Genomic DNA, 25,551 nt, shown 5'->3' with positions numbered 1-25,551 from the left:
GGGCGGTGCGGGGTGGGGTCAGGTCCGGGCGGTGCGGGGTGGGGTCAGGTCCGGGCGGTGCGGGGTGGGGTCAGGTCCGGGCGGTGCGGGGTGGGGTCAGGTCCGGGCGGTGCGGGGTGGGGTCAGGTCCGGGCGGTGCGGGGTGGGGTCAGGTCCGGGCGGTGCGGGGTGGGGTCAGGGGGTGTAGCGGGTGACCGCTTCGCGGAGCGGGATCGTGCCGGAGACCAGTTCCAGGGTCTGGCCCATCGCGGCGCCCCGGTGGAGGAGTTCGGCCACCACGGCGGCCACGTCGTCGCGTGGTACCGGGCCCCGCGGCACCTGAGGGCCGAGCAGCACGGCCCCGGTTCCCGCGTCGTCGGTCAGCCGGCCGGGCCGCAGGATCGTCCAGTCCAGGTCGCGGCCGCGCAGGTCCTCCTCGGCCGCCGTCTTGGCGGTGATGTAGGCGGCCCACACCTCGCCCCGCGACATGTCGGGCGGCGACCCGGCGCCGATCGAGGAGATCTGCACGTGCCGCCGCACCCCGGCCCGCTCGCACGCCGACGCCAGCAGTACGGCGGCGCCCCGGTCGACCGTGTCCTTCCTGGCGGCGCCGCTGCCGGGACCGGCGCCGGCGGCGAAGACGGCGGCCGACGCGCCGTCCAGCACCGCCGCCACCTCGTCCGGGGAGGCGTGCTCCAGGTCGCACACCAGGGCGGTCCCGCCCGCGGCCTCCACGTCCGCCACGTGGGCCGGGTTGCGGACCAGCCCGACGGCGTCCTTGCCCAGCAGCCTGGCCAGTCGCAACGCGATCTGGCCGTGTCCCCCCGCGATGATGGTGCGCATAGCCCACATGGTTGCATGGGGAATATCCCCCCGAACCTCTGGGCTTGATCGTGCGTATCACCGGCAAAGGAGCCTGAAACTATGGATTTGGCAGACATCGGTGTCACCGGCCTGGCCGTGATGGGCCGCAACCTGGCCCGGAACCTCGCCAGGCACGGATACGCCGTGGCCGTGCACAACCGTTCCGCCGGCCGTACCGACGAGCTCGTGAAGGAGTTCGGCGGGGAGGGGACGTTCCTTCCCGCGCACGAGATGGCGGCGTTCGTCGCCTCGCTGAAGCGGCCGCGGCGCGCGATCATCATGGTGAAGGCGGGCGCGGGCACCGACGCGGTGATCGAGGAGCTGGCGGCGCTCATGGAGCCGGGCGACATGATCGTCGACGGCGGCAACGCGCACTTCGCCGACACCCGGCGGCGTGAGGCGGCGCTCAGGGAGAAGGGCATCCACTTCGTCGGGACCGGGATCTCCGGCGGCGAGGAGGGCGCGCTCAACGGGCCGTCGATCATGCCGGGCGGGTCGAAGGAGTCGTGGGAGGCCCTGGGGCCGATCCTGCAGGACATCGCGGCCACGGTGGACGGTGTGCCGTGCGCGGTCCACGTGGGGCCGGACGGCGCCGGGCACTTCGTGAAGATGGTGCACAACGGCATCGAGTATTCGGACATGCAGCTGATCGCCGAGTCCTACGACCTGCTGCGCCAGGCGCTGGGCGCCACCCCGGCGGAGCTGGCCCAGGTCTTCCGCGAGTGGAACGCGGGCGAGCTGGAGTCGTACCTGATCGAGATCACCGCCGAGGTTCTCGACCAGGTGGACGCGGCGACCGGCAAGCCGTTCGTGGACGTCGTGGTGGACCAGGCCGAGCAGAAGGGCACCGGCCGCTGGACCGTGCAGAGCGCACTCGACCTGGGCGTTCCCGTGACCGGCATCGCGGAGGCGACCTTCGCCCGCGCGCTGTCCGGCCACCCGGAGCAGCGCGCCGCCGCCCGCTCGCTGGAGGGCCCGGACATCTCGGGCGTCGGTGAGCGGCAGCTCGTCGAGGACGTACGGCAGGCGCTGCTGGCCTCCAAGATCGTCGCCTACGCGCAGGGCTTCGACCAGATCGCGGCCGCCTCGAAGGAGTACGGCTGGGACATCGACCTGGGCGCCATGGCGACGATCTGGCGAGGCGGCTGCATCATCCGCGCCCGTTTCCTGGACCGGATCCGCGCGGCCTACGACGCCGACCCCGGCCTGGCCACGCTCCTGGCCGCGCCGGACTTCGCCGCGGTGGTCAACGCCGCGCAGGACGCCTGGCGACGCGTGGTGAGGACGGCGGTGGAGATCGGCGTGCCGACGCCCGGCTTCTCCTCGGCGCTGGCCTACTACGACGGCCTGCGCCGCGAGCGGCTGCCCGCCGCGCTGGTGCAGGGGCTGCGCGACTACTTCGGCGCGCACACCTACCACCGCGTGGACCGCGAGGGCTCCTTCCACACCGACTGGTCCGGCGACCGGCAGGAACACCCCGCCTGAAAGGGGACCTGCAGGACCACTCCACCTGAAAGCCGGCCTGCAGGAGCACCCCGCCTGACGGCCGGTCGGCCGGCGCTAGCGTCCGCTGAGCGGCACCGGGTTGGCGACCGCGGTCACGACGCAGTAGCCGATCGGCCCTTCGGTGTCGTGCAGCACGCAGTCGCCGGTCCCGATCCCGTCGGCGCTCAGGTGCCCCTGGGCGGCCATCCCGACCAGTTCGCCCACCGGCTCGCGGGCCAGCGTCAGCGTGAAGTCGGCGTTGATGAACTCCACGCCGCGCGTGCCCGCGCTGCTCAGCGGGCTGGCGAAGTCCGCGGCCAGCGCGGCCCTGGTGAACGGCGTCAGCTCCTCGCCGCCGACCATCGGCCGGTTCTCCCGCGTCCAGGCGCGCATCGGCTGGGCCGTACCCCAGTCGGTCAGCCGCCACAGGTCGAACGGCGGGGTCCAGTCGCCGGGGCCGGGCGGCCCCTGAGGGGGCCGCTCGTCCCACGCCGGTGTCGTGTTGCGCTCGCCGCCCGGCTGCTCGCCTTCCCTGAGCAGTACGGCGGCGGCCCGGCCGACGATTCCCCGGGCGGTGCGCAGGGTGGCGTCGGCGACCCGGATGCGCCGCCCGTCCCTGACCCGGACCGTCTCCACCTGCACGGGCAGCAGGGGGCTGTTCTTGAACAGGTCGACGGTGAGCCGGGCGAAGCGCAGCCCGTCCTCGCGGTGCTCCTGTTCCAGACAGCGGGCCGCCAGGCCCCCGAGCAGGCGGCCGTGGAGCATGTCGGTGGACCAGGGGCTGCAGGCGTGCGGGGCGGGCAGGAACTCGCCGGCCTTGAGCTCGAAGAACGCGTTGGACACAGAACGGGATTCTAGTCAGCCCGCCGAGACGCAGAACGGGTGGCCCTCCGGGTCGGTGAGCACGACCCAGTCGTCACCGCCCGGCTGCTCCTCGGCCACGGCGGCGCCCAGCTCGACCAGGGCCTTGACCGTCGCCGGCACGTCTGCGGCGGCGAAGTCCAGGTGGAGATGGTGGCCGGGCCGCGGCCAGCGGGGCACCTGGTAGCCCTCGACGCGCTGGAAGGAGATCGGCGTGGCGCCGCCGTCCAGTGTGGTGAAGTCGGGGTCGGCGGAGGTGATCTTCCAGCCGGTCGCCGTGGCGTAGAACGTGGCCAGCGCGACCGGGTCGGCGCTGTTGACGACGATGGAGGTGAACGTGATCGTGTTGCTCATGCCGTCCAGCCTGCCGGGGCGGGCCGGGGCCGGTCTTGAACATCCTTGCACCCCGGGATTGTCGTACCCGGGGCGTATGGTTCCCGGCATGCGTTCAAGCGTCCGGCTGGGCTCGGGGCCCGGGTTCACCCTCGATGCGGTGACGTGTGCCGACGACCACCGCCGCTGGAGCGGCGCCGAGGTCGGCGACGCGCACCGCGTGGTGCTGGTGCGCCGGGGCCGCTTCCGCCGCATGGCCGACGGGCGGGTCGCCGACCTCGATCCGGCCATGGCGTATGCGGGGCTGCCCGGCCAGGAGGAGCACTTCGCGCACCCGGCGGGCGGTGACGTCTGCACGGCGCTGACGGTCTCGCCCGGCCTGTGGCGCACGCTGTCGGGCAGCCGCCCGGTGCGCGCGCAGCTCTACGTCGACGCCCCGCTCGACCTGGCCCACCGGCGGCTGCTGCGCGCGGCCCGGGCGGGCGACACCCCGTTCGCGCTGACGGAGGCGCTCCTGGGCCTGGTGGCGGCCACGCTCACCGGCGCGCCCGGTGAGATGACCGCGGGCACCGCCACCGCCGTCGTCCGGCGCGCCCGCGAGGCCATCGCCGCCGGCCACCCCGCCGCGGGCGGCCTGATGCCCCTGGCCGCGCTCCTCGGCGTCTCGCCCTTCCAGCTCAGCCGCGCCTTCACCGGGGTCCTCGGCGTCTCGCTCACCCACTACCGCAACCGGGTCCGGGTGGGCCGGGTCCTCGACCGGCTCGAGCAGGGCGAGCGCAGCCTGGCCGCGCTCGCCGCCGACCTGGGCTTCGCCGACCAGGCCCACCTCACCCGCACCGTCCGCGGCCACCTCGGCCACACTCCGGCCGCGCTGCGGCGCCTGCTGGCCCCGGAGAGGAGCACCACATGATCGTTGACGAGTCGCTGCTCATCCAGGCGCCGCCCGAGCGGGTGTGGCGGGCGCTGACCGACGCCCTCGACCGGGCCGAGTGGTGGGGCTACATCGACCTCGACGTCACCGTGGGCGGCAAGGTCGAGGAGCGCTGGAGCGACGACTCCGGCCACCCGATGCTCACCGAGGGCGTGGTGACGGAGGTCGAGGAGGGGCGCATGTTCCGCTTCACCTGGTCCGACGCCGAGCAGCCCGTCGCCACCACCGTCGAGATCACCCTGACGCCGGCCGGGGCCGGCACGGTGGTGACGGTGCTGGAGACGGGCTGGGAGCACGTGCCCGGCGGCGCCGCCCTGGCCGCCGACCATCGCGCGGGCTGGCGGGTGCACCTCACCAACCTGCGCCGCTACCTGCAGTGATCAGAAGCCGCCACGCCCCCGGGGGATGAAGCGGGGGCGCGGGCCGTAGCCGACCGGGCCCATCGGGGGCGCGGGAAGCACCTCCACGTCGTCCCCGTCGCCGTCGTGCACCTGCTCGCCGGAGCCGAGCAGCGCCCTGGTGAGCGACTCCCGCTCGTCGAGCATCTCGTCGAGCGCCCGGCCGAGGTGCTCGCCGGTGAGCACGTCCACCCCGTCCGACTCGAGCAGCGCGGTGAGCACGGCCCGGCGCAGGAGTTCCTTGAAGAACGAGGCGGTCGCGCCCTCGGTCTTCGCCACGATCGGCTCGAGGTCGGCCTCCAGCCGCATGTCCCGCGCGTACAACCGCAGCAGGGCGGCCCTGCCCTCCGCGTCCGGCTTGGGGACGCGCACGGCCAGGTCCACCCGCCCCGGCCGGTCGGCCAGCGCGCGCTCCAGCACGTCGGCCCGGTTGGTGGTGAGCACGAAGGTCACGTCGGCGTCTGCGCCCACGCCGTCCATGGCGTCCAGCAACGCGAACAGCAGCGGGTTGCCGTCCTCGGTGTAGGAGCGGTCGCGGGCGACGAGGTCGACGTCCTCCAGGATGACGATCGCCGGTTGCAGCCGCCGGGCCAGCCCCGCCGCCTGGGCCACGAACTTGATCGCGACGCCGGTCATCACGATCACCGTGCATCCGGGCATCCGGCCCATCAGGTAGCGCACGGTGTGGGTCTTGCCGGTGCCGGGCGGCCCGTGCAACAGCAGGCCGCGCTTGAGGTGCTGGCCGTGCGCGCGCAGCCGTACGGTCTGCTCACCGATGCCGATGATGTGCCGCTCGATCGTCTCCAGCACGCCGCCCGGCAGGATCACCTGGTCGGCCTGGAGCTCCGGCCGGGGCAGGAAGGTCACCAGTTCGTTGCCGCGGTGCTCGCTCCACTCGAACGACAGGATCTGGCCCCGGTAGATGTCCTTCTCGCGCATGTGGCGCTCGATCTCGTCGCGGGTGCGGGTGGCCGTCGCGCGGTCCGTGGCCAGCACCACCACCGAGCACATGGGCGGGTGGTCCTGCGCGCCCCGGACCCCGATCACCACCGGCGTGCCCTCGGGCGAGTGGGCCAGGATCAGTCCCAGCGAGATCACCTCGGTGGTCTCGTCCGGCCCGATGGCCACCGTGGTGTAGTCGACCGCGCCCGGCTCGTACTTCTGCCAGCCCTGAGCCGCGCTGGCCAGCATGTTGACGAAGTCCTCGTGCTCACGCCCGTGCCCGGCCAGGCCGAACCACTCCGCCCGCGGGTCGTGCTCGGCCAGGTAGGCGTCCACGCCGCGCTGCAGGTTGGCGTGCTCCCACCCGGGGAAGCGGGCGAGCACGTTGACGATGTGCTTCAGCTCCGACCCGAGGTGCCCGGTGACCCTGGCCACCAGTTCGGGCGTCTCTTTCGTTCTGTTGATCTCCTCATGCGCGTCGTTCATCAGCTCTGCGAGAGCTCGCGCCAGCCCCCTGGCGTCACTGAGATCCATGACCCCACCCTGGCAGACTTCGTGCCGCCGGATCATAGGATTTTCTGCGCCTTGGAGGTGTTCGCAGGTGAACGACCAGGTACCGGCAGATCTGCTGGAGATCGCCGATGCGCTGCCGGCCTCCGCAGGGGGCGACGTGCGCTGGGGCGAGGACGGCAAGCTGACCGGCGTGCTGGACTGGGACCGCGCGCACCTGTTCGCGGGCCCTACTCCTCCTCCGCCGGGAACATGATGAGGCTCATGAGCCGGGGACGGCGGTCGGGTCCGGGACGGTTGGCGAAGCGGGCGGCGAGGACCGCGGTGAGCTCCTCGACCATCTCGGCCGCTTCCTTCTCGTCGAGCCAGAGCACGGCCTGCCGGTACCCCACCAGGTCGGCGGCCGGGTCGGCGTCGTCCCGGTCGAGGTAGGCGTTGAACTCGGCCAGCAGGGCCGCCATCGACGCGGCGAAGCCCCGCCGGTGGTCGTCGGTCGTCATCGTGGCGGCCATGCCGGCGTCGATGCGCGTCCGGTCGTGCCGCAGCCGGTAGTGACGTTCGACCGCGCCGCGCACCCGCTGCTCGCCGGCGACCTCCAGCACGCCGCCCTCGGCCAGCAGGCCGACGTGCCGGTAGACCGTGGTCTTGGGGACGTCGGGCAGCCGGGCGCACAACTCGGTGGTGGTACGGCTGCGCCCGCCGGACATGGCGTTGACGATGCGCAGCCGTACCGGGTGAAGGAGAAGGTCCAGCGTGTTCACCTTCCCACTATTCCACATATGCAAATTTTCCCATGAACGGAAAAGGTCAGGGGAGGAACAGATAGTTGCGCCGCCGCGTCGTCACCCGTTCCGCCCGGATCCAGCGCCCTCCCTGCCAGGTGTGCATGCGGTAGCCGCGCTCGCGCAGTGGCCCGGTCACGTCGTCCGCGGTCCTGCCGTATTTGAGCAGGTGACGGTCCTCGACCTCCAGGAGCAGGGCGGGACGGTGGCGCTCGATGGTGCGTGCGGCGCCGCTCAGCACCTCCGCCTCGAAACCTTCCACGTCCGCTTTCAGGAAGTCCACCCGGGTCAGGCCGCGCAGGTCGCAGATCGTGTCCACGGTGTGGACGGGCACGTCCAGCGTCCGGACCCCGGCGAAGCGGCCGGGGTGTTTCATCCCCTCCTGGAGATGGGCCCAGCCGTGGATCGGCAGGCCGAAGCGGTAGGGGAGGCGGAGGCGCTGCCAGCCGGTCTCCGCGCCGATCGCGGCGTTGGTCAGCCGCACGTTCGCCGCGCCCGCCAGCCCGCAGCCCGCCGCCAGCACCCGGTACGGCACGGGCAGCGGCTCGAAGCTGTGCACCTGTCCCGCCGGGCCGGCCAGCCTGGCCAGCGGATGGGTGTACATGCCGTAGGCGGCGCCGATGTCGAAGCAGACGGCGCCGGGGCGGATCAGGGAGCGCAGGCCGAGCAGTTCCGGTTCGGCGAGGCGGCCGCGGGCGGCGGTCAGCAGGGCGGCCGAGGTCAGTGTGATCATGCCGGTGAAGGTAGGAAAGGGGTGGGCCCCGCCGGATCCCCCCGGGGAGTGCGATGTGACGGCCGCGCCGTACCACTCAGGAGCCAGAGCGCCGTCCGCCGGCGGGAGGAGAGCCGGGGGTCACCAGGCCGCTCTCGTACGCGAGGACGACGGCCTGGGCCCGGTCACGCAGGCACAACTTGGCGAAGATCCGGCCCACGTGGGACTTGACCGTCTCCTCCGCGAGGGTGAGTTCCCCGGCGATCTCGGCGTTGGACAGTCCTCCGGCGATCTGCCGGAGCACCTCGCGTTCCCGGGCGGTGAGGGCGTTGAGGCGCAGGCGCTCCCGTTCGTCGATGCGGCTGCCCGTCGCGAACTCCTCGATCAGCCGCCGGGTCACCGACGGCGACAGCAGCGCCTCTCCCCCGGCCACCACGCGGACGGCGGCGACCAGGTCCTCCGGCGGCGCGTCCTTGACCAGGAACCCGCTGGCCCCGCCGCGCAGCGCGGCGTAGACGTAGTCGTCGACGTCGAACGTGGTGAGGATGACCACCTTCGTGGTGGTTCCGGTGGCGATGATGCGCCGGGTGGCCTCCAGGCCGTCGAGGCGGGGCATGCGCACGTCCATGAGGACGACGTCCGGGCGCAGGTCCCGGGCGCCGGCGACCGCCTCCAGCCCGTCGGCCGCCTGCCCGACCACCTGGATGTCGGGCTGGGCGGACAGCAGCGCGGCGAACCCCGCCCTGATCATCGCCTGGTCGTCGGCCACCAGCACTGTGATCACGCGCGCTCGCCCTCCGGCAGTCTTCCTCGTACGGCGAAGCCGCCGCGGGACGTCGGCCCGGTCTCCAGGTGCCCGCCCAGGGCGGTCACGCGTTCGCGCATGCCGGCCAGGCCCACCCCGGAGCCGTCCAGCCCGGGGGCGGGGGTGCCGGCGGGCGCCGGCGCGTTCTCCACCTCGACCTCGACGGCGTCCGCGCCGGCCCGGACGGTGACGGTGACGGCGGCCCCGGGGGCGTGCCGGACCACGTTGCTCAGCGCCTCCTGGACCATGCGGTAGACGGTGACCGAGCGCACCGGGCCGATCGGGTGCTCTCCGGTCCGGACGAGGCGGACGGGCAGGCCGGCCTGCCGTACCGAGTCCACGAGCGATTCGAGGTCCTCCACCCCGGGCTGCGGGGCGGTGTCCGGGGGCTCGTCGGCGCCGCGCAGCGCGCCCAGCAGGCGCCGCATGTCGTTCAGAGAGGCGCGGGCGGCGGCGTTGATGGCGGCGAACTCCTCGGCGGCGGCCTCGCTCACGTCGTCCACGCGGTACGGAGCGCTGGCGGCCTGGACGGCGATCACCGACATGTGGTGGGCGACCACGTCGTGCAGCTCCCTGGCGATCCGGGTGCGTTCCTCCACGAGCTTGCGCTTGCTGAGCTCGTCGGCCACCCGCATCGTGGCGAGCCTGCGCACCCGCCGGTTGTGCCCGAGGACGACGGCCACCAGCAGGGTTAGCGACCAGACGAGGACGCCGGTGGTCTTCACCTGAGGCGAGATGGCCACCGGCACGGCCGTGGCGACACCGGCGGCTATCGTCATCACGTACCCGGCGGCACTCACCCCCAGCGGGACGGACAACGCGAAGAGATACAGGACGGGCAGGACGTAGAGCTCCTGGTTGAGCATCCACGGCACCGGCGGGTCCGGGCTGCCCATCGCCAGTCCGGCGAGCGTCGGCGCCGGAACGGTCGCGAACGCCAGCACCCACCCCGCGACCGGGCGGTACCAGGCCACCAGCACCGGCGCGGAGACCAGGGCGGAGACCGGCACCGACAGCACGCCCAGGGCGTAGGCGAACTGGAAGATCAGGGCGTTCATCACCAGCGACGCCGCGGCCAGCAGCACGAACGGCCGGAGCCGGAACTCGGGATGTTCCGTGCCCGGCACCGTGGGCAGCCGCACGCCCCAGATCACCCCCATACGCCCGATCCTAGATCTTCGCGGCCGGATGGCGGCGGCCCCTCGATCAGAGCACGTCGGCCAGGAACGTCCGCAGCCGCTCGCTGCCCGGGTCGTCGAAGATCTGCTCCGGCGGCCCGCTCTCCACCGACACCCCGTGGTCGAGGAAGACCACGGTGTCGGCCGCAGACCGGGCGAAGCCCATCTCGTGGGTGACCACGACCATGGTCATGCCCTGCCGGGACAGGTCGGCCATGACGCCGAGCACGCCCTTGACGAGTTCGGGGTCCAAGGCGGAGGTGGCCTCGTCGAAGAGCATCACCTCGGGCCGCATGGCCAGGGCGCGGGCGATGGCCACCCGCTGCTGCTGACCGCCGGACAGCCGCCCCGGCCGGGCGTTCTCCTTGCCCGCCAGGCCGACCTGGCCGAGGTGGTGGCGGGCGACCTCGGCCGCCTCGTCGGCGTCCAGCTTCCTGATCTTGCGCAGCGGCAGGGTCAGGTTGCGCAGCACGCTCATGTGCGGGAACAGGTTGAACTGCTGGAAGACCATGCCGATCTGCCGGCGCAGCAGGTCCGGGTCGTGGCCGAGCACGCTCTCCCCGCCGAGGAGGACGTCGCCGGAGTCCGGTTCCAGCAGGCGGTTGAGCGTACGCAGGAAGGTCGACTTGCCCGAGCCGGACGGGCCGATCAGGCAGGCGGTGCGGCCGCTGCGCACGTCGAGGTCCACGCCGCGCAGGATGGGGTTGCCGCCCAGCGCGAGGTGGATGTCGCGGGTCTGCAGGCTCTTCACCGGCCGGCCGCCTTCCTGTCGATGTAGTTGACCAGGTGGGTGAGGGGCACGGTCAGCGCCAGGTAGAACACGCCCGCCAGGACCAGCGCGGACTCGTTGCCGGTGTTGGCGGCGGCGTCCTGGCCGATCCTGAACAGGTCGCGCTGGCTGGCCAGCAGGCCGAGGAAGTAGACCAGGCTGGATTCCTTGATCAGGGCGATGAACTGGTTGACCAGGGCGGGCAGGACCCGGCGGACCCCTTGCGGGATGACGACCAGGCGCATGGCCGCGCCGTACCGGAAACCGAGCGCCCGTGATGCCTCGAGCTGGCCGTCCTCGACGCTCTGGATGCCGGAGCGGAAGATCTCGCCGATGTAGGCGGCGGCGATCAGCGACAGGGCGAGGATGCCGAGCGGGTACGGGTTGGGGCCCCAGAGCCGCATGCCGAGCGGGGCCAGCCCGACGCCGATCAGGAGGATCGTCACGACGGCGGGCAGCCCGCGGAAGACGTCGGTGTACACGCGCGCGGGGACGCGCAGCCAGGCGTGGCGGGAGATGCCCGCCACGGCCAGCAGCATGCCCAGCACGGTGCCGGCGACGGCGGAGACCACCGACAGGAGCAGCGTGTTGGGCAGCCCGACCAGGAACAGGTCGGGCAGCGCCGCGCGCATCGACTCCCAGTGGAAGAACGTCTCCCAGAGGTTGTCCACCGATCAGCCCTGGCCCTGGCTGCCCGGCTTGAAGGAGTCCGGGATCGGCCGGCCGGGGTAGTACTGGTCCAGGAGCTTCTTCCAGGTGCCGTCCTGGATGACCTGGTCCAGGGCCTTGTTGAGCGCCTCGCGCAGGGCGGGGTTGTCCTTGGCGACGGCGAAGGCCGTGGGCGCGGAGCTGAGCTGCTTCTCCACGAGCTGGATCTTGCCGTTGCTGTCCTTGGCGCTCTTCTCTCCGATCTCGGCGGGGGAGATCCAGGCGTCGGCGGTCTTGGCCTTGAGCTGGTTGACGGCGCCGTTGTAGTCGGGGACGCGGACCGGGTTGAGGTTGTTCTGGGTGGCGTAGTCGTCCTGGACGGTGCCCTGCACGACGACGACCCGCTTGCCGGCCAGCTCGGAGAAGCTCTTGATCGGCGAGCCGGCGGGCACGTCGAGGCCGAGGTAGCCGAAGTCGTAGCCGTTGGTGAAGTCCACGGTCTTCTTGCGGGCCTCGGTCACGGTGATGGAGGAGCTGCCGACGTCGAACTTCTTGTTGGCGACCTGGCTGAGCAGGGCGGAGAAGTCGGTGCCGACGAACTCGACCTTCAGCCCTGCCCTGGTGGCGACGGCGGTGAGCAGGTCGTTGTCGAAGCCGGTGAACTTGCCGTCCTTGAGGTAGACGTTTGGCGGCGCGTCGGTGAGCGTGCCGGCCCGCAGGGTGCCGGGCTGCAGCAGTTTGTAGGGGTTGTCCGCGGCGGCGGTGGCCGTGCCTGACTCGCCGCCGCAGGCGGCCAGCGCCAGGAGCGCTGCCGCGGCTGCGGTGATGGCGGTGAGCTTGCGCATGGGGGTACTCCTTGTGGGTGCAAAAACGTTTCGCCGGTACGGCGGAGCCCGGGGTGCGGGCGTGAAGAAGCCCTCGGCACGGCGAGGGCGGGCGGGGAAGCCGCTCAGGCGGGAGACAAGCCGCTCAAGCGGAAAGCGTCTGCACGAGCGGGAAAGCAGCTGCTTCAACGGGGAAGAAGCTGCTCATTCGGGAAGAAGCTGCTTCCTCGGGAAGAAGCCGCCTAAGGGGGCAGCTTTAAGGGGTCAGCGGCAACACGAGGTGGCCCACACCCGACACAGGTCGATGTGGCCACGGGTGGTCAACCGCAGCTCCGTCCGCATGGCGAACATTTCAGCACGTCAGCGGCAAAGATGCAATTCATGGAGGTTTGGTGGGATTCCGGGGGTGATGGATTTCGCCCGTCCCGCGCCGTAAGCTCCGACCCGTGCGTGATCTAGGAGAGGACCCGCGGCCCGCCAGAGGCGCCGTGCGCGAGATCTACTCGGTGGACCGGGCCGCCACCCTGGCCTACTCCCCCGACCTCGACGGCCTGGCCGACCCCGGGGAGATCGTCTGGGCCTGGGTGCCCTACGAGGAGGACCCGTCGCGGGGCAAGGACCGCCCGCTGCTGATCGTGGGCAGGACCGGGCGCAGGCTGCTCGGCCTGATGCTCTCCAGCCAGGGCGACGACGGGCCGGAGTGGTTCCCGATCGGTGCGTGGGGCCGCGACGGCAAGCCCTCCTACCTGCGGTTGGATCGCGTGTTCGTGCTCGACGAGGACGACATCCGGCGCGAGGGCGCGATCCTGGACGGCGCCCGCTTCGCCCGCGTCGCCGCCCAGCTCAAGCGCACACACGGCTGGGCGGCAGACGGTTAGAACGTTTCACGCTGGACAGAGAACGCTTCATGCCGGGCGTAAAACGTTTCAAGCCTCGCGTAGAACGTTTCAAGCCTGGCGTAGAACGTTTTAAGCCTGGCGCCACTCGGCGATCACGCCCGCCTCGTGCAGGCAGTAGTCCGGCGCCCCTTCCAGCGCCTTCTCCTCCCCGCCCGGCGTGTAGGTGACGAGGAGCCGCAGCGGCCGCCAGGTCCTGTTGTACGTCGAGTGATAGGCCCCGGCCGGGATGTGCACGGTGTCGCCCTCCTTGATCGGGAAGGGCTCCCCGTCGTCCACCATCTGCGTCGCCTCACCGGAGATCACGTAGATGATCTCCTCGGCGCCGGGATGGTTGTGCCGGGCGTGCCCCTTGCCCGGGTTGACGATCACCTCGCCCAGCGTGGACCCCGCGCCGGGGATGCGCGCCGGCGTGACGAACCACTTGATCGACCCCCAGTCGAACGTCATCGTCGGCACGACGTCGGGACTGACCAGCATCAGACCTCCAGATTCTTGAACGCGGCAACCTGCTCGGTGATGGCCCGCTCGGTGGGCAGCCGCTCCACCGACGACGCGCCGAAGAACCCGGCCACGCCCTCGGTGTTGCGCAGCACGTGGGCGGCGTCGTCCGGCTCGGCGATCGGCCCGCCGTGGCACAGCACGAGCACGTCCGGCCGCACCGCCACCGCCGCGTCCCGCATCGCCTGCACCCGCGCCACCGCCTCGTCCAGGGTGAGCGCGGTCCCGGCGCCGATCGAGCCCTTCGCCGTCAGGCCCACGTGCGGCACGAGCACGTCGGCGCCCGCCTCGGCCATGGCCCGCGCCTGCTCCTCGTCGAAGACGTACGGGGCGGTGACCAGGTCACGCTCGTGGGCCAGCCGTACCATCTCGACCTCGAGCGCGAAGCCCATGCCGGTCTCCTCGAGGTTCTGCCGGAACACCCCGTCGTACAGGCCGACGGTCGGGAAGTTCTGCACGCCCGCGAAGCCCATCGCCTTGAGCTGGTCGAGGAAGAGCGGCATTACGCGGAACGGGTCGGTGCCGCAGACCCCGGCCAGTACCGGCGTGTCGCGCACCACCGGCAGCACCTCGGCCGCCATGTCCACGACGATCTGGTTGGCGTCGCCGTACGGCAGCAGCCCGGCCAGCGAGCCGCGCCCGGCCATGCGGTAGCGGCCGGAGTTGTAGATGATGATCAGATCCACCCCGCCGGCCTCGGCGCACTTGGCCGACAGGCCGGTGCCCGCCCCAGCGCCGATGATCGGCCGCCCTTCCGCCACGGTACGGCGCAGCCGTTCCAGAACCGTCTGCCTGTTCACTCGTCCCCCTCGATCAGCCGGTGGAGCCGGTCGGCCATCGCGCGGCCGAACTCCGGGTCGTTGATGTGCATGGCCAGGCGCACGGTGTGCGGGAAGCGCGCCATCTGGGTGAAGGCCGCTTCGTCGGCCTCCGGGTCGTGGAACGGCATCCCGGGCGCGTCGAGGGCGGAGACGCCGCCGTCCGGGATGAACAGCACGGAGGGGCCGGTGGCGGCGGCCAGTTTGGCGGCGAGCTCCCGGCCCAGTTCGGCCATTTCCGCGGGGGTGGTGCGCATGAGCGTGACGGCCGGGTTGTGCACGTACAGGGTGCGGTCGTGGAACGGCTCGGGGACGCTGTCGAGGGGGCCGAAGTTGACCATGTCCAGCGCGCCCGGCGCCACGACCTGCGGCACGCCGTGGGATCCGGCCGCGGTGAGCCGCTCCGGGCCGGCCGACAGGACGCCGCCGACCAGTTCGTCGGCCAGTTCGGTCGTGGTCAGGTCGAGCACGCCCGCCAGCATGCCGCCGGCGGCCAGGCCCTCGAGGGCGCGCCCGCCGGCGCCGGTGGCGTGGAAGACCAGGACCTCGTAGCCGAGCTCCTCCAGCCGGGCGCGGGCGGAGTCCACGGCGGGGGTGGTGACGCCGAACATCGTGGCCCCGACGAGCGGGCGGTCGCCGTCCGCGCTCTCGCTCGTGCGGGAGCGGGCCATCCCGGCGATCGCGCCCGCGGCGTTGCCGAGGATGGCGCGGGAGACGCGGTTGATCCCGGCGACGTCGACCACGCTGTACATGAGCGTGACGTCCTTGGCCCCGACGTAGGGGGCGACGTCGCCGGAGGCCATCGTGGAGACGATGAGCTTGGGCAGCCCGATCGGCAGGTCGCGCACGGCCCGGGCGGCGATCGAGGAGCCGCCGCTGCCGCCGACCGCCAGCACCCCGTCCACCCGCCCGGCCGCGTGCAGCCCGGCCAGGACGCGGGCGGCGCCCTCGCCCATGGCGGTCACCGCCGCGCCCCGGTCGCCCGCCGCGCGCAGGCCGCCGAGGTCCGCCCCCGCCGCCGCGGCCACCGCCGCGGCGGTCACGTCCGCGAGCGGGGCGGCCACCGTCGCGGCGGTCACGTCCGCGAGCTGGGCGTCGCCGGTGTGCACGCCCGCGTCCACGACGATCACCTCGTGGCCCAGCGCGATCAGCCGTTCGCGCAGCCAGGCGTACTCGGCTCCCTTGGTGTCCAGTGTCCCGATCAGCACCACTGCCATGTGACCGACGTTATCGCCGCTGCGATCATCTGAGTATGAGAGTTGTGGTCATCGGCAACGGAATCGTCGGCGCCGCCGCGGCCTACCACCTGAGCCGCCGCGGCGTGGCGGTGACCGTGGTGGACGCGGGGCTGGCCGGGCAGGCCACCGAGGCGGGGGCCGGGATCGTCTGCCCGTGGGTGGATCACGAGGACGACCCCGCCTGGTACGCGCTGGCCCGCGCCAGCGCCCTTCACTACTCCGGGCTGGCCGAGCTGCTCGGCCCCGGCTACGCCAAGGTGGGCGCGCTGCTGGTGGCCGAGGAGCGCGCCGAGCTGGAGCCGGTGCGCCGCCTGCTGGCCGCCCGCCACGCCGGGGCGCCGGAGATGGGCGAGGTGAGCGAGGTGGCCGACCCGGCGGCGGAGTTCCCGCCGCTGGCGCCGGGGCTGGCGGGGTTGCGGGTGCCGGGCGCGGCGCGCGTGGACGGGCGTGTGGTCAGGGACACGCTGATGGCCGCCGCCGTGGCCGCCGGGGTGGCCTTCCGGCACGGGAACGCCGCGTTGCTGCCGGACGGCGGCGTGCTCCTGGACTCCGCCGGTCCCCTGCCCGCCGACGCGGTGATCGTCGCCGCCGGGGCGTGGACCGGGCAGGTGTGCGCCCCGCTCGGCGCCGACCTGCCGGTCGTCCCCTGGCGCGGGCAGATCGTGCACACGGTGCTGGCCGGGGCCGAGACCTCGGGCTGGCCGATCGTGCTGCCCCGGCGGGGGCCGTACCTGCTCGGGTTCCCCGGTTCGCGGGTGGTGATGGGCGCGACGCGTGAGGACGCCGGGTTCGACGCGCGCGTGACCGTGGCGGGGCTGGCCGAGGTGCTGTCCTCCGGGGTACGGCTGGCGCCCGGCCTGGCCGGCGCGTCGGTCGCCGAGACCCGGTCGGGGCTGCGCCCCGTCGTGGCGGGCGAGCGGCCGCTGATCGCCCGGGCCGGCGAGAAGGTGGTCGTGGCCACCGGGCTGAGCGCCTACGGGCTGACGGCCGGGCCGTACGCCGGGATGCTGGCCGCCACGCTGGCCCTGGGTGAGAGCCCGGACCTCGATCTCACGCCTTACGATCTATGATCGTCTTCTCCCCGCCGACGATCACGGGGGGAGCCTGGGATGCGCGTGCTGGTGGTGCTGATGCTGGCGGCCCATGCCTGCGTTCCGCCGCCGCCCCTGCCCTATGACCACGAGAGCCCGCGGCCGGTCACCGGGACGCCGCGGCCTCCGTCGAAGCCCGAGCCGCCGGTCCGCGTGCCCCGCTCGGCCTCGGGCCGCTACGCGGTCGTGAAGGGCGGAGATCCGCCTCGTCCGGGCGGCGGCCCGGTGGTGCGGTACATGGTCGAGGTGGAGCGCGGCCTGCCGTTCCAGCGGGCCGAGTTCGCGGCCCAGGTGCACGACACCCTCAACGACAGGCGCGGCTGGGGCCGCTTCCGGCGCGTCGACCGCCCTCCGGTACGGCTCAGCGTCGCCCTGTCCAGCCCCAGGCTGACCGACCGGCAGTGCCTGCCGCTCAACACCGGCGGCGACCTGTCGTGCTGGAACGGCCGGCGCTCGGTGATCAACGCGGTCAGGTGGGCCGGCGGCGTCCCGCAGTACGACGGCGACCTGGACGGCTACCGCGACTACGTGATCAGCCACGAGGTGGGGCACGGCCTCGGCCACGGGCACCGCTCCTGCCCGGGGCGGGGCAGGCGGGCTCCGGTGATGGCGCAGCAGTCGAAGTCGTTGGCCGGCTGCCGTCCCAACCCGTGGCCCAGCCCGTAGGTTGGAGTCATGACGACGATCACGACGGGCAAGGTATCCGGTCAGACCGGCGACGGCGTCACCTCCTTCCGCGGCATCCCGTTCGCCGAGGCGCCCTTCGGGCAGCACCGGTTCGCGGCGCCGGTCCCGGCCGCGCCGTGGGAGGGCACCTTCGAGGCCGCCCGGTTCGGGCCGGTTCCGCCGCAGGTGCAGATGATGCCCGGGATGCCGGAGTGGAGCTCGGCCTATGGGCTCGACTGCCTGTCGATCAACGTCTGGACGCCCGATCCCGGCGGCTCCGGGCTGCCGGTGATGGTGTGGATCTACGGCGGCGCCTACTGGATGGGCACCTCCGGCATCCCCGAGTACGACGGGACCCGGCTGGCGTGCGAGGGCGTCGTGGTGGTGACGTTCAACCACCGGGTCGGCATGGAGGGGTACGGGCACGTCGAGGGCGCCCCGGCCAACCGGGGGCTGCTCGACCAGATGCTGGCGCTGCGCTGGGTGCAGGACAACGCCGCCGCGTTCGGCGGCGATCCGGGCAACGTCACGGTGTTCGGCGAGTCGGCGGGGGCGGGCGCGGCGGCCTGCCTCATGGCGATGCCGGCCGCGGCCGGGCTGTTCCGGCGGGTGATCGCGCAGAGTGTGCCCGGCATGTTCTACTCCCCCGGGCTGGCCGGCCGGGTGACCGCCGCGATCATGGCCAGGGCGGGCGGCTCGCCGTACGAGCGCACTCCCGAGGAACTCGTCGCGGCCGCGCAGACCTTCGCCGTGCAGGACCTTCCGGGAAGAACGGCCGAATGGGGCGTGCTCGGCGTCAACTCGCTGCCGTTCGCGCCGGTCGTGGACGGCGAGGTGCTGGCCGAGACGCCGTGGGAGGCGCTGGCCGACGGCGCGGCCAGCGGCGTGGAGCTGATCGTGGGCTACAACCGCGACGAGTTCGCGCTGTTCCAGCCGCCGGGCACCACGGCCGACCCCGGGCCGGCGCTGAAGACGTTGGCGCCGCCGGAGGCCGACGTGGTCTACCGGACGCGGTATCCGGCCGAGGAGATCCACATGCGCGTCATGTCGGACTGGTTGTTCCGGATGCCGAGCGCGCTGCTGGCCGACGCGCACACCGGGCCGACGTTCTGCTACGAGCTGACGTACGCGCCGACCGCGCTCGGCGCCTGCCACGCGCTGGACGTGCCGCTCACCTTCGGCACCCTCGACTCCGGGCTGGCGCAGATGACCATCGGCCGCGCGCCGGAGGCCGAGGCGGTCTCCGCGCAGTTCCGCACGGCCTGGACGCGTTTCGCCGCCTCCGGGGACCCGGGCTGGCCCGCCTACGAGCCGGTCAACGCGGTCACGCACCTGTTCGACGTCGCCCCGTCGGACGTGCGCGACCCCGAGGCCGCCTCGCGGGCCTTGTGGTCCACCCATGGCATCTCGGTCATCACCTGACCCAGCGCGCTCGCCATAACGTATCGCGATATATCTTCGAGGGAGAGTTGACGATGCGAGGAGTGTGACATGGGGAGATTGCGGACGGCACGGCGGCTGCTCGTGGGCGGCGCCGCCCTCGCGGCCGCCGGGTGGGCGCTGCGGGACGTGTCGGCCGAGCTCGGGGTGCGGCCGCTGGGCTCGGGGCCCGACCGGGCGGCCCGGATGCAGCGCTCGCCGCAGTTCAAGGGCGGCAGGTTCTTCAACCCGATGCCGGAGCCGACCCGGACCGGCATCCCCGACCCCGGCGTGCTGGCCGACGTCGCTCGCGACCGGCTTCAGCGCCGTCCCGCCGGGCTCATCCCGGTGCTGACGCCGCCGCCCGGCGAGCCGCCCGCCGACGGCCTGCGCGCGGTCTGGTACGGCCACGCCTCGACGCTGGTCGAGATCGAGGGCAAGCGGGTGTTGTTCGACCCGATGTGGAGCAACCGGCCCTCACCCGCCCAGTTCGTCGGCCCCAGGCGGCACCACCCGATGCCGGTTCCCCTGGGCGCGCTGCCGCAGGTCGACGCGATCGTGATCTCGCATGACCACTACGACCACCTGGACATGGCGACGGTCAGGACCCTGACCCGCACCCAGAAGGCGCCCTTCCTGGTGCCGCTGGGCATCGGCGCCCACCTGGAGCGCTGGGGCGTGCCGCTGTTCCGGATCATCGAGCTGGACTGGGACGAGGAGGCCGTCGTCGGCGGGCTGCGTTTCGTGGCCACCGCCGCGCGCCACTTCTCCGGCCGTTCGTTCACCCGCAACGACACGCTGTGGGGCTCGTGGGTGGTGGCCGGGCGCGAGAAGCGCGTCTTCTACGCCGGCGACTCCGGCTACTTCGAGGGCTACAAGGGCATCGGCGCCGCGCACGGCCCGTTCGACCTGGCGCTCATGCCGATCGGCGCCTACAGCCCCGCCTGGCCGGACATCCACATGAACCCGGAGGAGGCGGTCAACGCCACCGTCGACCTGGGCGCCGCGCTCATGCTGCCGGTGCACTGGGCGACGTTCACGCTGGCGTTGCACCCGTGGGCCGAGCCGGTGGACCGCCTGTGGCGCGAGGCCAAGGCGCGGGAGGTCAAGATCGTGGTGCCGCGCCCGGGCGAACGCGTCGACACCGCCGACGCGCCCACCCTCGACACCTGGTGGGAGATGCTCGGCTGATCGCCTTTCCGGCCGGCCGTACAGTCGTGGGGTGAGCAACCTGGAGCGGGACCCGCACGAGATCGTCTGCACGGCCGACGGCGAGGCGGAGACGGAGCTGCTGACCGGGCGCGCGGTGCCGCTGGGCGGGCCGCGGGCGATGAGCGTGACGCGGACGCTGCCGCACCTCCGGCGGCGCATGATCGGCGCCTGGTGCTTCGTGGACGCCTACGGTCCCGAGGCGGCGACGATGCGGGTGCCGCCGCACCCGCACACGGGGCTGCAGACGGTGAGCTGGCTGGTCGAGGGCGAGGTGCTGCACCGCGACAGCGTCGGCAGCCTTCAGGCGGTACGGCCCGGCCAGCTCAACCTGATGACCGCCGGGCGCGGGATCTCCCATTCGGAGGAGTCCGCCGAGGGCGGGACGCTGCACGGGGTGCAGTTGTGGGTGGCGCTGCCGGAGCGGCACCGCGGCGTCGAGCCCGCCTTCGAGCACCACGCCGAGCTGCCGGTGCTGGCGGGTCCTGGTTACCGGGCCGTGGTGCTGATGGGCGGTCCGTCCCCGGCGACCGCCTACACGCCGCTGACCGGGATGCAGATCTCCGTGGACGGCCGGGCCGAGCTGCCTGTTTCGCCGGGTTTCGAGCATGGGCTGCTGCTGCTGGACGGGGAGATCACGCAGCTGCCCGCCGGGCCCCTGCTCTACCTCGCGCCGGGGCGGGAGCGGATCGTGCTGGAGGGGCGCGGGCGGGTGCTGCTGATCGGCGGCGAGCCGTTCGCCGAGGAGATCGTCATGTGGTGGAACTTCGTCGGGCGCACCCATGACGAGATCGCCGCCTTCCGGAGGGAATGGAGGCAGGGGCCGGGCTTCGGGACGGTCACCGGCTTCGACGGCGACCCGCTGCCCGCCCCTGAGCTGCCGGGCACGCGGCTGCGCCCGTGGGGGCGGGTGCGTCCCTACCAGGCGCCCCGGTGAAGCTGGCCGCGCACCGCGCCGGCGGGGAACTGCTTGGTGTGCAGGTTCGTGTACCAGTTCTTCGGGTTGCGGTTGATGCCCTGGACGACGGCCGCCTTGGCGCTCGCCGAGCCGGCGGCGCCGCTGATCGAGGCGGGCAGGCCCTTGGCGTCGGCGAAGAAGTCGGCCACGACCGGGCCGTTGACGCCACGGGCGCCGCGGTGGATGTGGCCGTTGGTGGGCGCGCCGATGCGGCTCCAGGTGGTGGCGAACCAGACGCGGGTGCCCTTGGCCCACACCAGCCAGGCGGCCCGGCCGTCCCTGTCGCCCGCGCCGAGCTTGCCGGTGCCCGCGGCAACCTCGTTGGCGCCGGTGGCGACCGAGGTGAGCGTGGTGCCGGAGCCGTGGGCCAGGACCGTGTTCAGGTTGACGGGGCGGATCCGGTAGAGCTGGGCGCGGACGGCGCCGGCGCCGAACTCCTGGGTGTGCAGGTTGGCGTACCAGTTCTTCGGCGTGCCGGTGATGCGGCGCAGGAGGGCGGAGTCGCCGACGGTGACGGTGCCCTTGACTGCCGTGAAGCCGGCCGGGAGCCGGGTGCCGAAGAAGGGAATCTTGACCTCGCCGTTCTTGCCCGCCTTGCCCTGGTGGATGTGGAAGGCCGTCGGGGCGGTGATCTTGTTCCACCGGACGGCGTAGTCGACCTGGTTGCCCCGGATGCGGAAGACGGCTACGGCGCCGCCGTCCTTGTCGCCCGCCTTGGGCACCTCGTTGGCGCCGATGAGGCGGGCGGCCAGGTACACCGCGGTGGTGGACTGGGCGTTGGCGGGCGTGGTGGTCAGGGAGGCGGCGGTGAGCGCGGCGGAGATGGCCAGACCGGACACGACGAGCTTCTTCACGATTTTTCCCTCTCTTGTGTGACCCTTGGGTGATCGCGCCCGGTTGTACGGGAGCGCTCACGGCCGGGTTCAGCCGAGGGACTGCGTAAAAGTACACACTCACCGCTGGGTCATGTCGAACCCGCCCATCTCCTCCTTTTTCAGCAGCGCCGGGCTCTCGTCCTGTTTTTCGCGGAGACCCGCGAAGCGCAGATACTCCGCGCCGCAGCGGGCGGCCAGGCGGAAGAACCACCAGCGGACGTCCTCGTCCAGATCGCCGAACGTGCAGTGGGTCAGGGCGGCGGCCTGCAGCGACAACGGCAACTGGGTCAGCCAGTCGTCGCGGAAGTCCGGCCCGCACCCCTCCGCCTCGTGCAGGACCCTGGTCATGGGCGCGATGAGGTCGTCGTGGCCGCCGCCCCGGATGATCTGGTCGAACAGGTCCTCCTGGGCCTGCGGGTCGCGCGGCACCCGTCTGGCCACGATCGACAGCAGGAGCATGGCCGGGTCCCTGGTCAGCGGCGCCCCCTCCGCGTAGGTGGTGAGGTCCACGAGGCGGAACCGGTCGGGCATGAGTTCGCCGGCCCGCGTCCGCGGGATCAGGACGTTGCCCAGGTGCAGGTCGCCGTGCGTGTAGCCGCGCAGGTACTGGACCCGGTCGGGCCCCGCGAGGTCCCTCACGGCCATGGCCAGCGGGTTCGGCAGCACTCTGCGATCACGTTCGCCCGAGAAGACGAGCCAGCGGCGCTCCGGGTCCAGCAGGCCGCGGCGCTTGGCCCAGATGTGCAGCTTTCCGTTCGCGACGAAGCGCTGCCGCAGCTCGGCCCGCAGATACTCGCCGGAGTCCAGGTCCGCCGAGGGGTCGGGGCCGTGCCGGTTCCACGAGCCGAGCAGGCCCTCGACCACGGATCGGTAGCAGGCGACGAGCTCCGCCGGCGACGACAACTCCGCCATCTGGCACATTCCCGCCAAGCTGCCGCCCGCGATCTCCAGCAGCAGCACGAAGCCGCCCTCCCGCAGGCGCGGCGAGTGCGGCCTCAGGCCGACCAGATGGTCGCGGCGGAAGTCCTTGGGGGCGGCGTTCCAGGCGCGCTGGTGCTGCACCGGCTCGCGGGACAGCGGACCCGGCGGGCACAGCTTCGCGATCACCTTGGTGGTGCGTTCGCCGCTGCCCGCGGGCGGAACGATCATCAGGCTGATCAGGCGGCTCTCGGTGAAGCCGCGCCTGACCCAGAGGGGCCGGTTGACTCTGATCTCGTAGTCCGCGGTCTCCGCCCAGGCTTCCACGGCGCCGGCGGCGTCCTCGCCCAGGCAGCCGACCACGATGGGCCGGTCTTCGGGGTTCAGGTGCCGGGGCTGGTCCACGATCGGCTCTCCCGGGAGACGGTCCAACTCGCGCACCAGCGCCTCGGGATCGTCGAACAGGTGGCGGTTGCTGCGCACGTACGCCTGCTCGGCGGCCGACAGCCGCCGGTGCACGGTCTTGCCGAACGACCTGACGACGAGGGTCTGGTCGATCATGACGACGGCATGGCTCACGTCGTCGAACACGCCGGCGAGCCCGGTGGTCTCCGCGCGCAGCGCCTGGTCCAGCAGCGCGAACTGCTCGTCGGCCGTGGTGCCGCCCGGTGTTCCCCGGAACTTCATGAGGTACGGCTCGCCGCGGTCGCCTCCGCCGGGCGGCGTGTCGAAGCCGAAGGCGTTCACCATCTGCCTGACCGCGCGCTCGACCTTGGCGTAGGAGTCGTCGTCGGCCGCCGCGACCCGGATCTCCAGCCCGGCCGCCTGTTCTTCCTCGAGATCCCCGAGCACCAGGTCGGTGATCTCGTTGAGGTCCAGGCGCTCGCCGTACGTAAATGCCTGCTGGTAGGCGCTCCCGCCCAGTTCCTTGCGGCAGGCGCGGACCAGGGCGTCGTGCTCACGGGTGAGCCACGGCGCGTTGTCCGGCGGCAGGCCGGCGCTCTTCCAGTTCTGCTGCAGCGCCCCGAGGATCCGCACCGACAACAGCGGCTGCCCCAGGGCCGAGAAGATCTGGGCGGTGGTGGCGAGGGCCCGGAGTGTGTCCAGAGGACCGTGAAAGTACCGCTTGACGCGCAGCGCCTCACGGGCGTCTTCAAGAGCCTCGCCTGCCCGGCCGCCGGCCAGCCGCGCCAGGGCGAGGGCCCACAGGGCGTTCGAGCTGGTCCACAGCTCACCGCGTTCCTTGCACACCTGCAGGCACTCGGCCGCCAGCGCCTCGGCCTCGCCGAGTGCGCCCTGTGCGGTGAGGACGTTCGACAGTTCGACGATCGCGGGCAGGAGACCAGGGTTGAGTTCCTTGTTGTCGGCGCTGAACTCGATCGCCACCCCCAGCAGCGCGGCGGCCTTCTGCAAGTCCCCCTGCACCAGCGCGGCGGTCCCCTGCATCTTGGTGGCGAGGATCACCGCGTTCGAGTCACCGATCCGGACCGCCTCGCTGCTGCACTGCTCGGCCGCCTGCAACGCGCCCGCGCCGTCACCCTGCGCGCTGCGCACGTACGACAGCACCCACAGCGCCTTGCAGCGTTCCTTGCCGAGGTCGGGATTGGCCTCCAGGGAACGCTCCAGGTAGAGGCCGCCTTCACGGGTCAAACCACAGCAGATCCACATGAACCACAACGACGACAGCAGCTTCAGCGCCAGGACGCCCTCGCCCGGTGTGCATCGGGCGTGCTCCAGCGCCACCCGGACGTTGTCGTGCTCCTGGCGCATGCGCACGAACCAGTAGATCTGCCGGGGACCCGACCAGGCGTCCTCGCTGCGCTGAGCCAGGGCGAGGTAGTACTGCAGGTGCTTGTGCCGCATCCGCTCGGTCTCGCCGAGCTTGTGCAGCCATTCGCCGCCGTACTCGGCCAGCGTGTCGATCAGCTGATAGCGCACCCCGGCGTGGTTGCCGCGGATCAGCAGGATCGACTTCTCCACCAGGCCGGCGACCAGGCCGGTGACGGCCTCCGATGAGAGCCGGGAGTCGGCGCACACGAAGCGGGCGGCGTCCAGCTCGAAGTCCCCGGCGAAGACCGACAGGCGTGCCCACAGCAACCGCTCCTCCGGGCCGCACAGTTCGTGGCTCCAGCCGATCGCCGCACGCAGCGTCTGGTGGCGGGGAAGCGCGACGCGGCCGGCCCCGGCGAGAAGGCTGAACCGGTCGGTGAGCAGGCCGAGGATCCGCTCCACCGACAGTGCCCGCAGCCGCACCGCGGCCAGTTCGATCGCCAGCGGGATGCCGTCGAGACGGCGGCACAGCTCCGCCACCGGCGTGATGTTGTCCTCGTCGAGCACGAAATCGGGCACGATCACACCCGCCCGCGCCGCGAAGAGCTGCACCGACTCGTTGGCGAACAGGCTCTCGGCCTGGGCGTCGCCCGGTACCTGCATCGCCGGGAGCGGCACCACACGCTCGTAGGGCAGGTTCAGCGGCCGGCGGCTGGTGGCCAGAATCCGCAGGCCCGGATTCGCCTCAAGGAGGTCCTCGACCAGGTCGGCGCAGCTTTGGACCAGGTGTTCGCAGTTGTCGAGGACGAGCAGCATGGCGCCCCGCTCACGCACCCACGTGATGAGAGACTCCGAGGCGGCCCGCGAGGACGGGTCGGCGATGCCCAGCGCCCCGGCGATCTCGTGCCGGATCACCCCCGCGTCCCGGAGCCGCGCGAGGTCGGCGAACCAGACGCCGTCCGCGTACTGCGAGCGCAACTGATGGGCCAGGCGCAACGCCGTACGCGATTTGCCGACGCCGCCGATCCCGGTCGCCGTGACCAGCCGCGCGCCGGCCAGCTGCCGTTCCAGGCCGGCGAGAAGACGCGTCCTGCCGACGAAGGAGGTGGTTTCGGCGGGCAGATTCCCGGAGCGTCCCATGGGTCCCCCAGGGGCGAGATGCGGCGCGGTG

Annotated in this window: 26 protein-coding genes; 10 read left to right on the top strand and 16 right to left on the bottom strand. The window is 72.5% G+C overall.

Going from position 1 to position 25,551, the window contains the following annotated elements:
- Positions 1–174 precede the first annotated feature (174 nt).
- Positions 175–822 (bottom strand): NAD(P)H-binding protein, encoded by a 648-nt coding sequence (locus FVE25_RS37810; protein WP_157252261.1) that lies wholly within the window; start codon positions 820–822, stop codon positions 175–177.
- Between the two features lie 81 nt (positions 823–903).
- On the opposite strand from FVE25_RS37810, the gene gndA reads away from it, so the two are divergent.
- Complete coding sequence (gene gndA, locus FVE25_RS37805; RefSeq protein WP_157252260.1) at positions 904–2,328, top strand: NADP-dependent phosphogluconate dehydrogenase; 1,425 nt, start codon at positions 904–906, stop codon at positions 2,326–2,328.
- Between the two features lie 75 nt (positions 2,329–2,403).
- On the opposite strand, the gene FVE25_RS37800 is transcribed toward gndA, so the two are convergent.
- Both FVE25_RS37800 and FVE25_RS37795 read right to left on the bottom strand, forming a co-directional pair.
- Entirely contained in the window at positions 2,404–3,171 is a 768-nt protein-coding gene (locus FVE25_RS37800; protein ID WP_246268054.1) for an acyl-CoA thioesterase domain-containing protein, read from the bottom strand.
- Positions 3,172–3,186: 15 nt separating this feature from the next.
- The gene (locus FVE25_RS37795; protein ID WP_157252259.1) at positions 3,187–3,543 is read right to left on the bottom strand and encodes a VOC family protein; all 357 of its coding nucleotides are present in this window, start codon (positions 3,541–3,543) and stop codon (positions 3,187–3,189) included.
- 88 nt (positions 3,544–3,631) lie between these two features.
- On the opposite strand from FVE25_RS37795, the gene FVE25_RS37790 reads away from it, so the two are divergent.
- Positions 3,632–4,432, top strand: a complete 801-nt coding sequence (locus FVE25_RS37790) for a helix-turn-helix domain-containing protein (RefSeq protein WP_157252258.1) — start codon at positions 3,632–3,634, stop codon at positions 4,430–4,432.
- The gene (locus FVE25_RS37785) at positions 4,429–4,833 is read left to right on the top strand and encodes an SRPBCC family protein (RefSeq protein ID WP_157252257.1); all 405 of its coding nucleotides are present in this window, start codon (positions 4,429–4,431) and stop codon (positions 4,831–4,833) included. Before FVE25_RS37790 ends, FVE25_RS37785 begins: the two co-directional genes overlap by 4 nt.
- Here the strand turns inward: FVE25_RS37785 and FVE25_RS37780 are convergent, their stop codons facing one another.
- Positions 4,834–6,327 (bottom strand): AAA family ATPase, encoded by a 1,494-nt coding sequence (locus tag FVE25_RS37780; RefSeq protein WP_219825824.1) that lies wholly within the window; start codon positions 6,325–6,327, stop codon positions 4,834–4,836.
- A gap of 67 nt (positions 6,328–6,394) precedes the next feature.
- Here FVE25_RS37780 and FVE25_RS37775 point away from each other — a divergent pair, with 67 nt between their 5' ends.
- A complete protein-coding gene (locus FVE25_RS37775; RefSeq protein WP_157252256.1) occupies positions 6,395–6,559 on the top strand; it encodes a hypothetical protein in 165 nt (54 codons plus the stop codon).
- On the opposite strand, the gene FVE25_RS37770 is transcribed toward FVE25_RS37775, so the two are convergent.
- From FVE25_RS37770 to FVE25_RS37740, 7 genes are all read right to left on the bottom strand, one after another.
- Positions 6,534–7,064, bottom strand: a complete 531-nt coding sequence (locus FVE25_RS37770) for a helix-turn-helix domain-containing protein (RefSeq protein ID WP_157252255.1) — start codon at positions 7,062–7,064, stop codon at positions 6,534–6,536. The two genes, FVE25_RS37775 and FVE25_RS37770, sit on opposite strands and share 26 nt — an antisense overlap.
- 46 nt (positions 7,065–7,110) lie before the next feature.
- Complete coding sequence (locus FVE25_RS37765) at positions 7,111–7,818, bottom strand: FkbM family methyltransferase (protein WP_157252254.1); 708 nt, start codon at positions 7,816–7,818, stop codon at positions 7,111–7,113.
- A gap of 76 nt (positions 7,819–7,894) precedes the next feature.
- Positions 7,895–8,581, bottom strand: a complete 687-nt coding sequence (locus FVE25_RS37760) for a response regulator (protein ID WP_157252253.1) — start codon at positions 8,579–8,581, stop codon at positions 7,895–7,897.
- A complete protein-coding gene (locus tag FVE25_RS37755) occupies positions 8,578–9,762 on the bottom strand; it encodes a sensor histidine kinase (protein ID WP_157252252.1) in 1,185 nt (394 codons plus the stop codon). The genes FVE25_RS37760 and FVE25_RS37755 overlap by 4 nt, the downstream gene beginning before the upstream one ends.
- Positions 9,763–9,808: 46 nt before the next feature.
- Positions 9,809–10,531 (bottom strand): amino acid ABC transporter ATP-binding protein, encoded by a 723-nt coding sequence (locus FVE25_RS37750; protein WP_157252251.1) that lies wholly within the window; start codon positions 10,529–10,531, stop codon positions 9,809–9,811.
- Positions 10,528–11,220: an amino acid ABC transporter permease gene (locus tag FVE25_RS37745; RefSeq protein WP_219825822.1), complete on the bottom strand. Its 693-nt coding sequence runs from the start codon at positions 11,218–11,220 to the stop codon at positions 10,528–10,530. Before FVE25_RS37745 ends, FVE25_RS37750 begins: the two co-directional genes overlap by 4 nt.
- Before the next feature lie 3 nt (positions 11,221–11,223).
- Positions 11,224–12,042 carry an ABC transporter substrate-binding protein gene (locus FVE25_RS37740; RefSeq protein WP_157252250.1) on the bottom strand — a complete coding sequence of 273 codons (819 nt, stop codon included), beginning with the start codon at positions 12,040–12,042 and terminating at the stop codon, positions 11,224–11,226.
- 425 nt (positions 12,043–12,467) lie between these two features.
- On the opposite strand from FVE25_RS37740, the gene FVE25_RS37735 reads away from it, so the two are divergent.
- The gene (locus FVE25_RS37735; protein WP_157252249.1) at positions 12,468–12,899 is read left to right on the top strand and encodes a type II toxin-antitoxin system PemK/MazF family toxin; all 432 of its coding nucleotides are present in this window, start codon (positions 12,468–12,470) and stop codon (positions 12,897–12,899) included.
- A 90-nt stretch (positions 12,900–12,989) separates the two neighbouring features.
- On the opposite strand, the gene FVE25_RS37730 is transcribed toward FVE25_RS37735, so the two are convergent.
- The 3 genes from FVE25_RS37730 to FVE25_RS37720 are packed head-to-tail and all read right to left on the bottom strand — an operon-like array spanning position 12,990 to position 15,453.
- Positions 12,990–13,397: a cupin domain-containing protein gene (locus FVE25_RS37730; protein ID WP_157252248.1), complete on the bottom strand. Its 408-nt coding sequence runs from the start codon at positions 13,395–13,397 to the stop codon at positions 12,990–12,992.
- Positions 13,397–14,218, bottom strand: coding sequence for a phosphoenolpyruvate hydrolase family protein (locus FVE25_RS37725; RefSeq protein WP_157252247.1), 822 nt, complete (start codon positions 14,216–14,218; stop codon positions 13,397–13,399). The genes FVE25_RS37730 and FVE25_RS37725 overlap by 1 nt, the downstream gene beginning before the upstream one ends.
- On the bottom strand, positions 14,215–15,453 hold the full coding sequence (locus tag FVE25_RS37720; protein WP_157252246.1) for a Tm-1-like ATP-binding domain-containing protein: 1,239 nt from the start codon (positions 15,451–15,453) through the stop codon (positions 14,215–14,217). The genes FVE25_RS37725 and FVE25_RS37720 overlap by 4 nt, the downstream gene beginning before the upstream one ends.
- A 35-nt stretch (positions 15,454–15,488) precedes the next feature.
- Here FVE25_RS37720 and FVE25_RS37715 point away from each other — a divergent pair, with 35 nt between their 5' ends.
- The 5 genes from FVE25_RS37715 to FVE25_RS37695 all read left to right on the top strand — a co-directional run bounded on the left by FVE25_RS37715 (position 15,489) and on the right by FVE25_RS37695 (position 20,796).
- Positions 15,489–16,544, top strand: a complete 1,056-nt coding sequence (locus FVE25_RS37715; protein WP_157252245.1) for an NAD(P)/FAD-dependent oxidoreductase — start codon at positions 15,489–15,491, stop codon at positions 16,542–16,544.
- Between the two features lie 39 nt (positions 16,545–16,583).
- Entirely contained in the window at positions 16,584–17,231 is a 648-nt protein-coding gene (locus FVE25_RS37710) for a DUF3152 domain-containing protein (RefSeq protein WP_157252244.1), read from the top strand.
- Between the two features lie 9 nt (positions 17,232–17,240).
- Entirely contained in the window at positions 17,241–18,653 is a 1,413-nt protein-coding gene (locus tag FVE25_RS37705; RefSeq protein ID WP_157252243.1) for a carboxylesterase/lipase family protein, read from the top strand.
- Positions 18,654–18,722: 69 nt separating this feature from the next.
- Entirely contained in the window at positions 18,723–19,841 is a 1,119-nt protein-coding gene (locus FVE25_RS37700) for an MBL fold metallo-hydrolase (protein WP_157252242.1), read from the top strand.
- 31 nt (positions 19,842–19,872) lie between these two features.
- Positions 19,873–20,796, top strand: coding sequence for a pirin family protein (locus FVE25_RS37695; RefSeq protein ID WP_157252241.1), 924 nt, complete (start codon positions 19,873–19,875; stop codon positions 20,794–20,796).
- Here FVE25_RS37695 and FVE25_RS37690 read toward each other — a convergent pair.
- Positions 20,778–21,671, bottom strand: a complete 894-nt coding sequence (locus FVE25_RS37690) for a CHRD domain-containing protein (RefSeq protein ID WP_157252240.1) — start codon at positions 21,669–21,671, stop codon at positions 20,778–20,780. The two genes, FVE25_RS37695 and FVE25_RS37690, sit on opposite strands and share 19 nt — an antisense overlap.
- 99 nt (positions 21,672–21,770) lie before the next feature.
- Positions 21,771–25,520: an AAA family ATPase gene (locus tag FVE25_RS54540; RefSeq protein ID WP_219825821.1), complete on the bottom strand. Its 3,750-nt coding sequence runs from the start codon at positions 25,518–25,520 to the stop codon at positions 21,771–21,773.
- Positions 25,521–25,551: the final 31 nt, after the last annotated feature.

The sequence above is a fragment of the Nonomuraea typhae genome (assembly GCF_009760925.1).
GTDB lineage: Bacteria > Actinomycetota > Actinomycetes > Streptosporangiales > Streptosporangiaceae > Nonomuraea > Nonomuraea typhae.
This window is presented reverse-complemented; position numbering and strand designations above follow the sequence as displayed.

What these genes read in the sequence shown, in the direction of transcription:
- FVE25_RS37810 (WP_157252261.1), bottom strand. Translation starts at nt 822, where the DNA reads ATGCGCACCATCATCGCGGGGGGACACGGCCAGATCGCGTTGCGACTG.
- gndA (WP_157252260.1), top strand. Translation starts at nt 904, where the DNA reads ATGGATTTGGCAGACATCGGTGTCACCGGCCTGGCCGTGATGGGCCGC.
- FVE25_RS37795 (WP_157252259.1), bottom strand. Translation starts at nt 3,543, where the DNA reads ATGAGCAACACGATCACGTTCACCTCCATCGTCGTCAACAGCGCCGAC.
- FVE25_RS37790 (WP_157252258.1), top strand. Translation starts at nt 3,632, where the DNA reads ATGCGTTCAAGCGTCCGGCTGGGCTCGGGGCCCGGGTTCACCCTCGAT.
- FVE25_RS37785 (WP_157252257.1), top strand. Translation starts at nt 4,429, where the DNA reads ATGATCGTTGACGAGTCGCTGCTCATCCAGGCGCCGCCCGAGCGGGTG.
- FVE25_RS37780 (WP_219825824.1), bottom strand. Translation starts at nt 6,327, where the DNA reads ATGGATCTCAGTGACGCCAGGGGGCTGGCGCGAGCTCTCGCAGAGCTG.
- FVE25_RS37765 (WP_157252254.1), bottom strand. Translation starts at nt 7,818, where the DNA reads ATGATCACACTGACCTCGGCCGCCCTGCTGACCGCCGCCCGCGGCCGC.
- FVE25_RS37755 (WP_157252252.1), bottom strand. Translation starts at nt 9,762, where the DNA reads ATGGGGGTGATCTGGGGCGTGCGGCTGCCCACGGTGCCGGGCACGGAA.
- FVE25_RS37740 (WP_157252250.1), bottom strand. Translation starts at nt 12,042, where the DNA reads ATGCGCAAGCTCACCGCCATCACCGCAGCCGCGGCAGCGCTCCTGGCG.
- FVE25_RS37730 (WP_157252248.1), bottom strand. Translation starts at nt 13,397, where the DNA reads ATGCTGGTCAGTCCCGACGTCGTGCCGACGATGACGTTCGACTGGGGG.
- FVE25_RS37720 (WP_157252246.1), bottom strand. Translation starts at nt 15,453, where the DNA reads ATGGCAGTGGTGCTGATCGGGACACTGGACACCAAGGGAGCCGAGTAC.
- FVE25_RS37715 (WP_157252245.1), top strand. Translation starts at nt 15,489, where the DNA reads ATGAGAGTTGTGGTCATCGGCAACGGAATCGTCGGCGCCGCCGCGGCC.
- FVE25_RS37710 (WP_157252244.1), top strand. Translation starts at nt 16,584, where the DNA reads ATGCGCGTGCTGGTGGTGCTGATGCTGGCGGCCCATGCCTGCGTTCCG.
- FVE25_RS37705 (WP_157252243.1), top strand. Translation starts at nt 17,241, where the DNA reads ATGACGACGATCACGACGGGCAAGGTATCCGGTCAGACCGGCGACGGC.
- FVE25_RS37700 (WP_157252242.1), top strand. Translation starts at nt 18,723, where the DNA reads ATGGGGAGATTGCGGACGGCACGGCGGCTGCTCGTGGGCGGCGCCGCC.
- FVE25_RS54540 (WP_219825821.1), bottom strand. Translation starts at nt 25,520, where the DNA reads ATGGGACGCTCCGGGAATCTGCCCGCCGAAACCACCTCCTTCGTCGGC.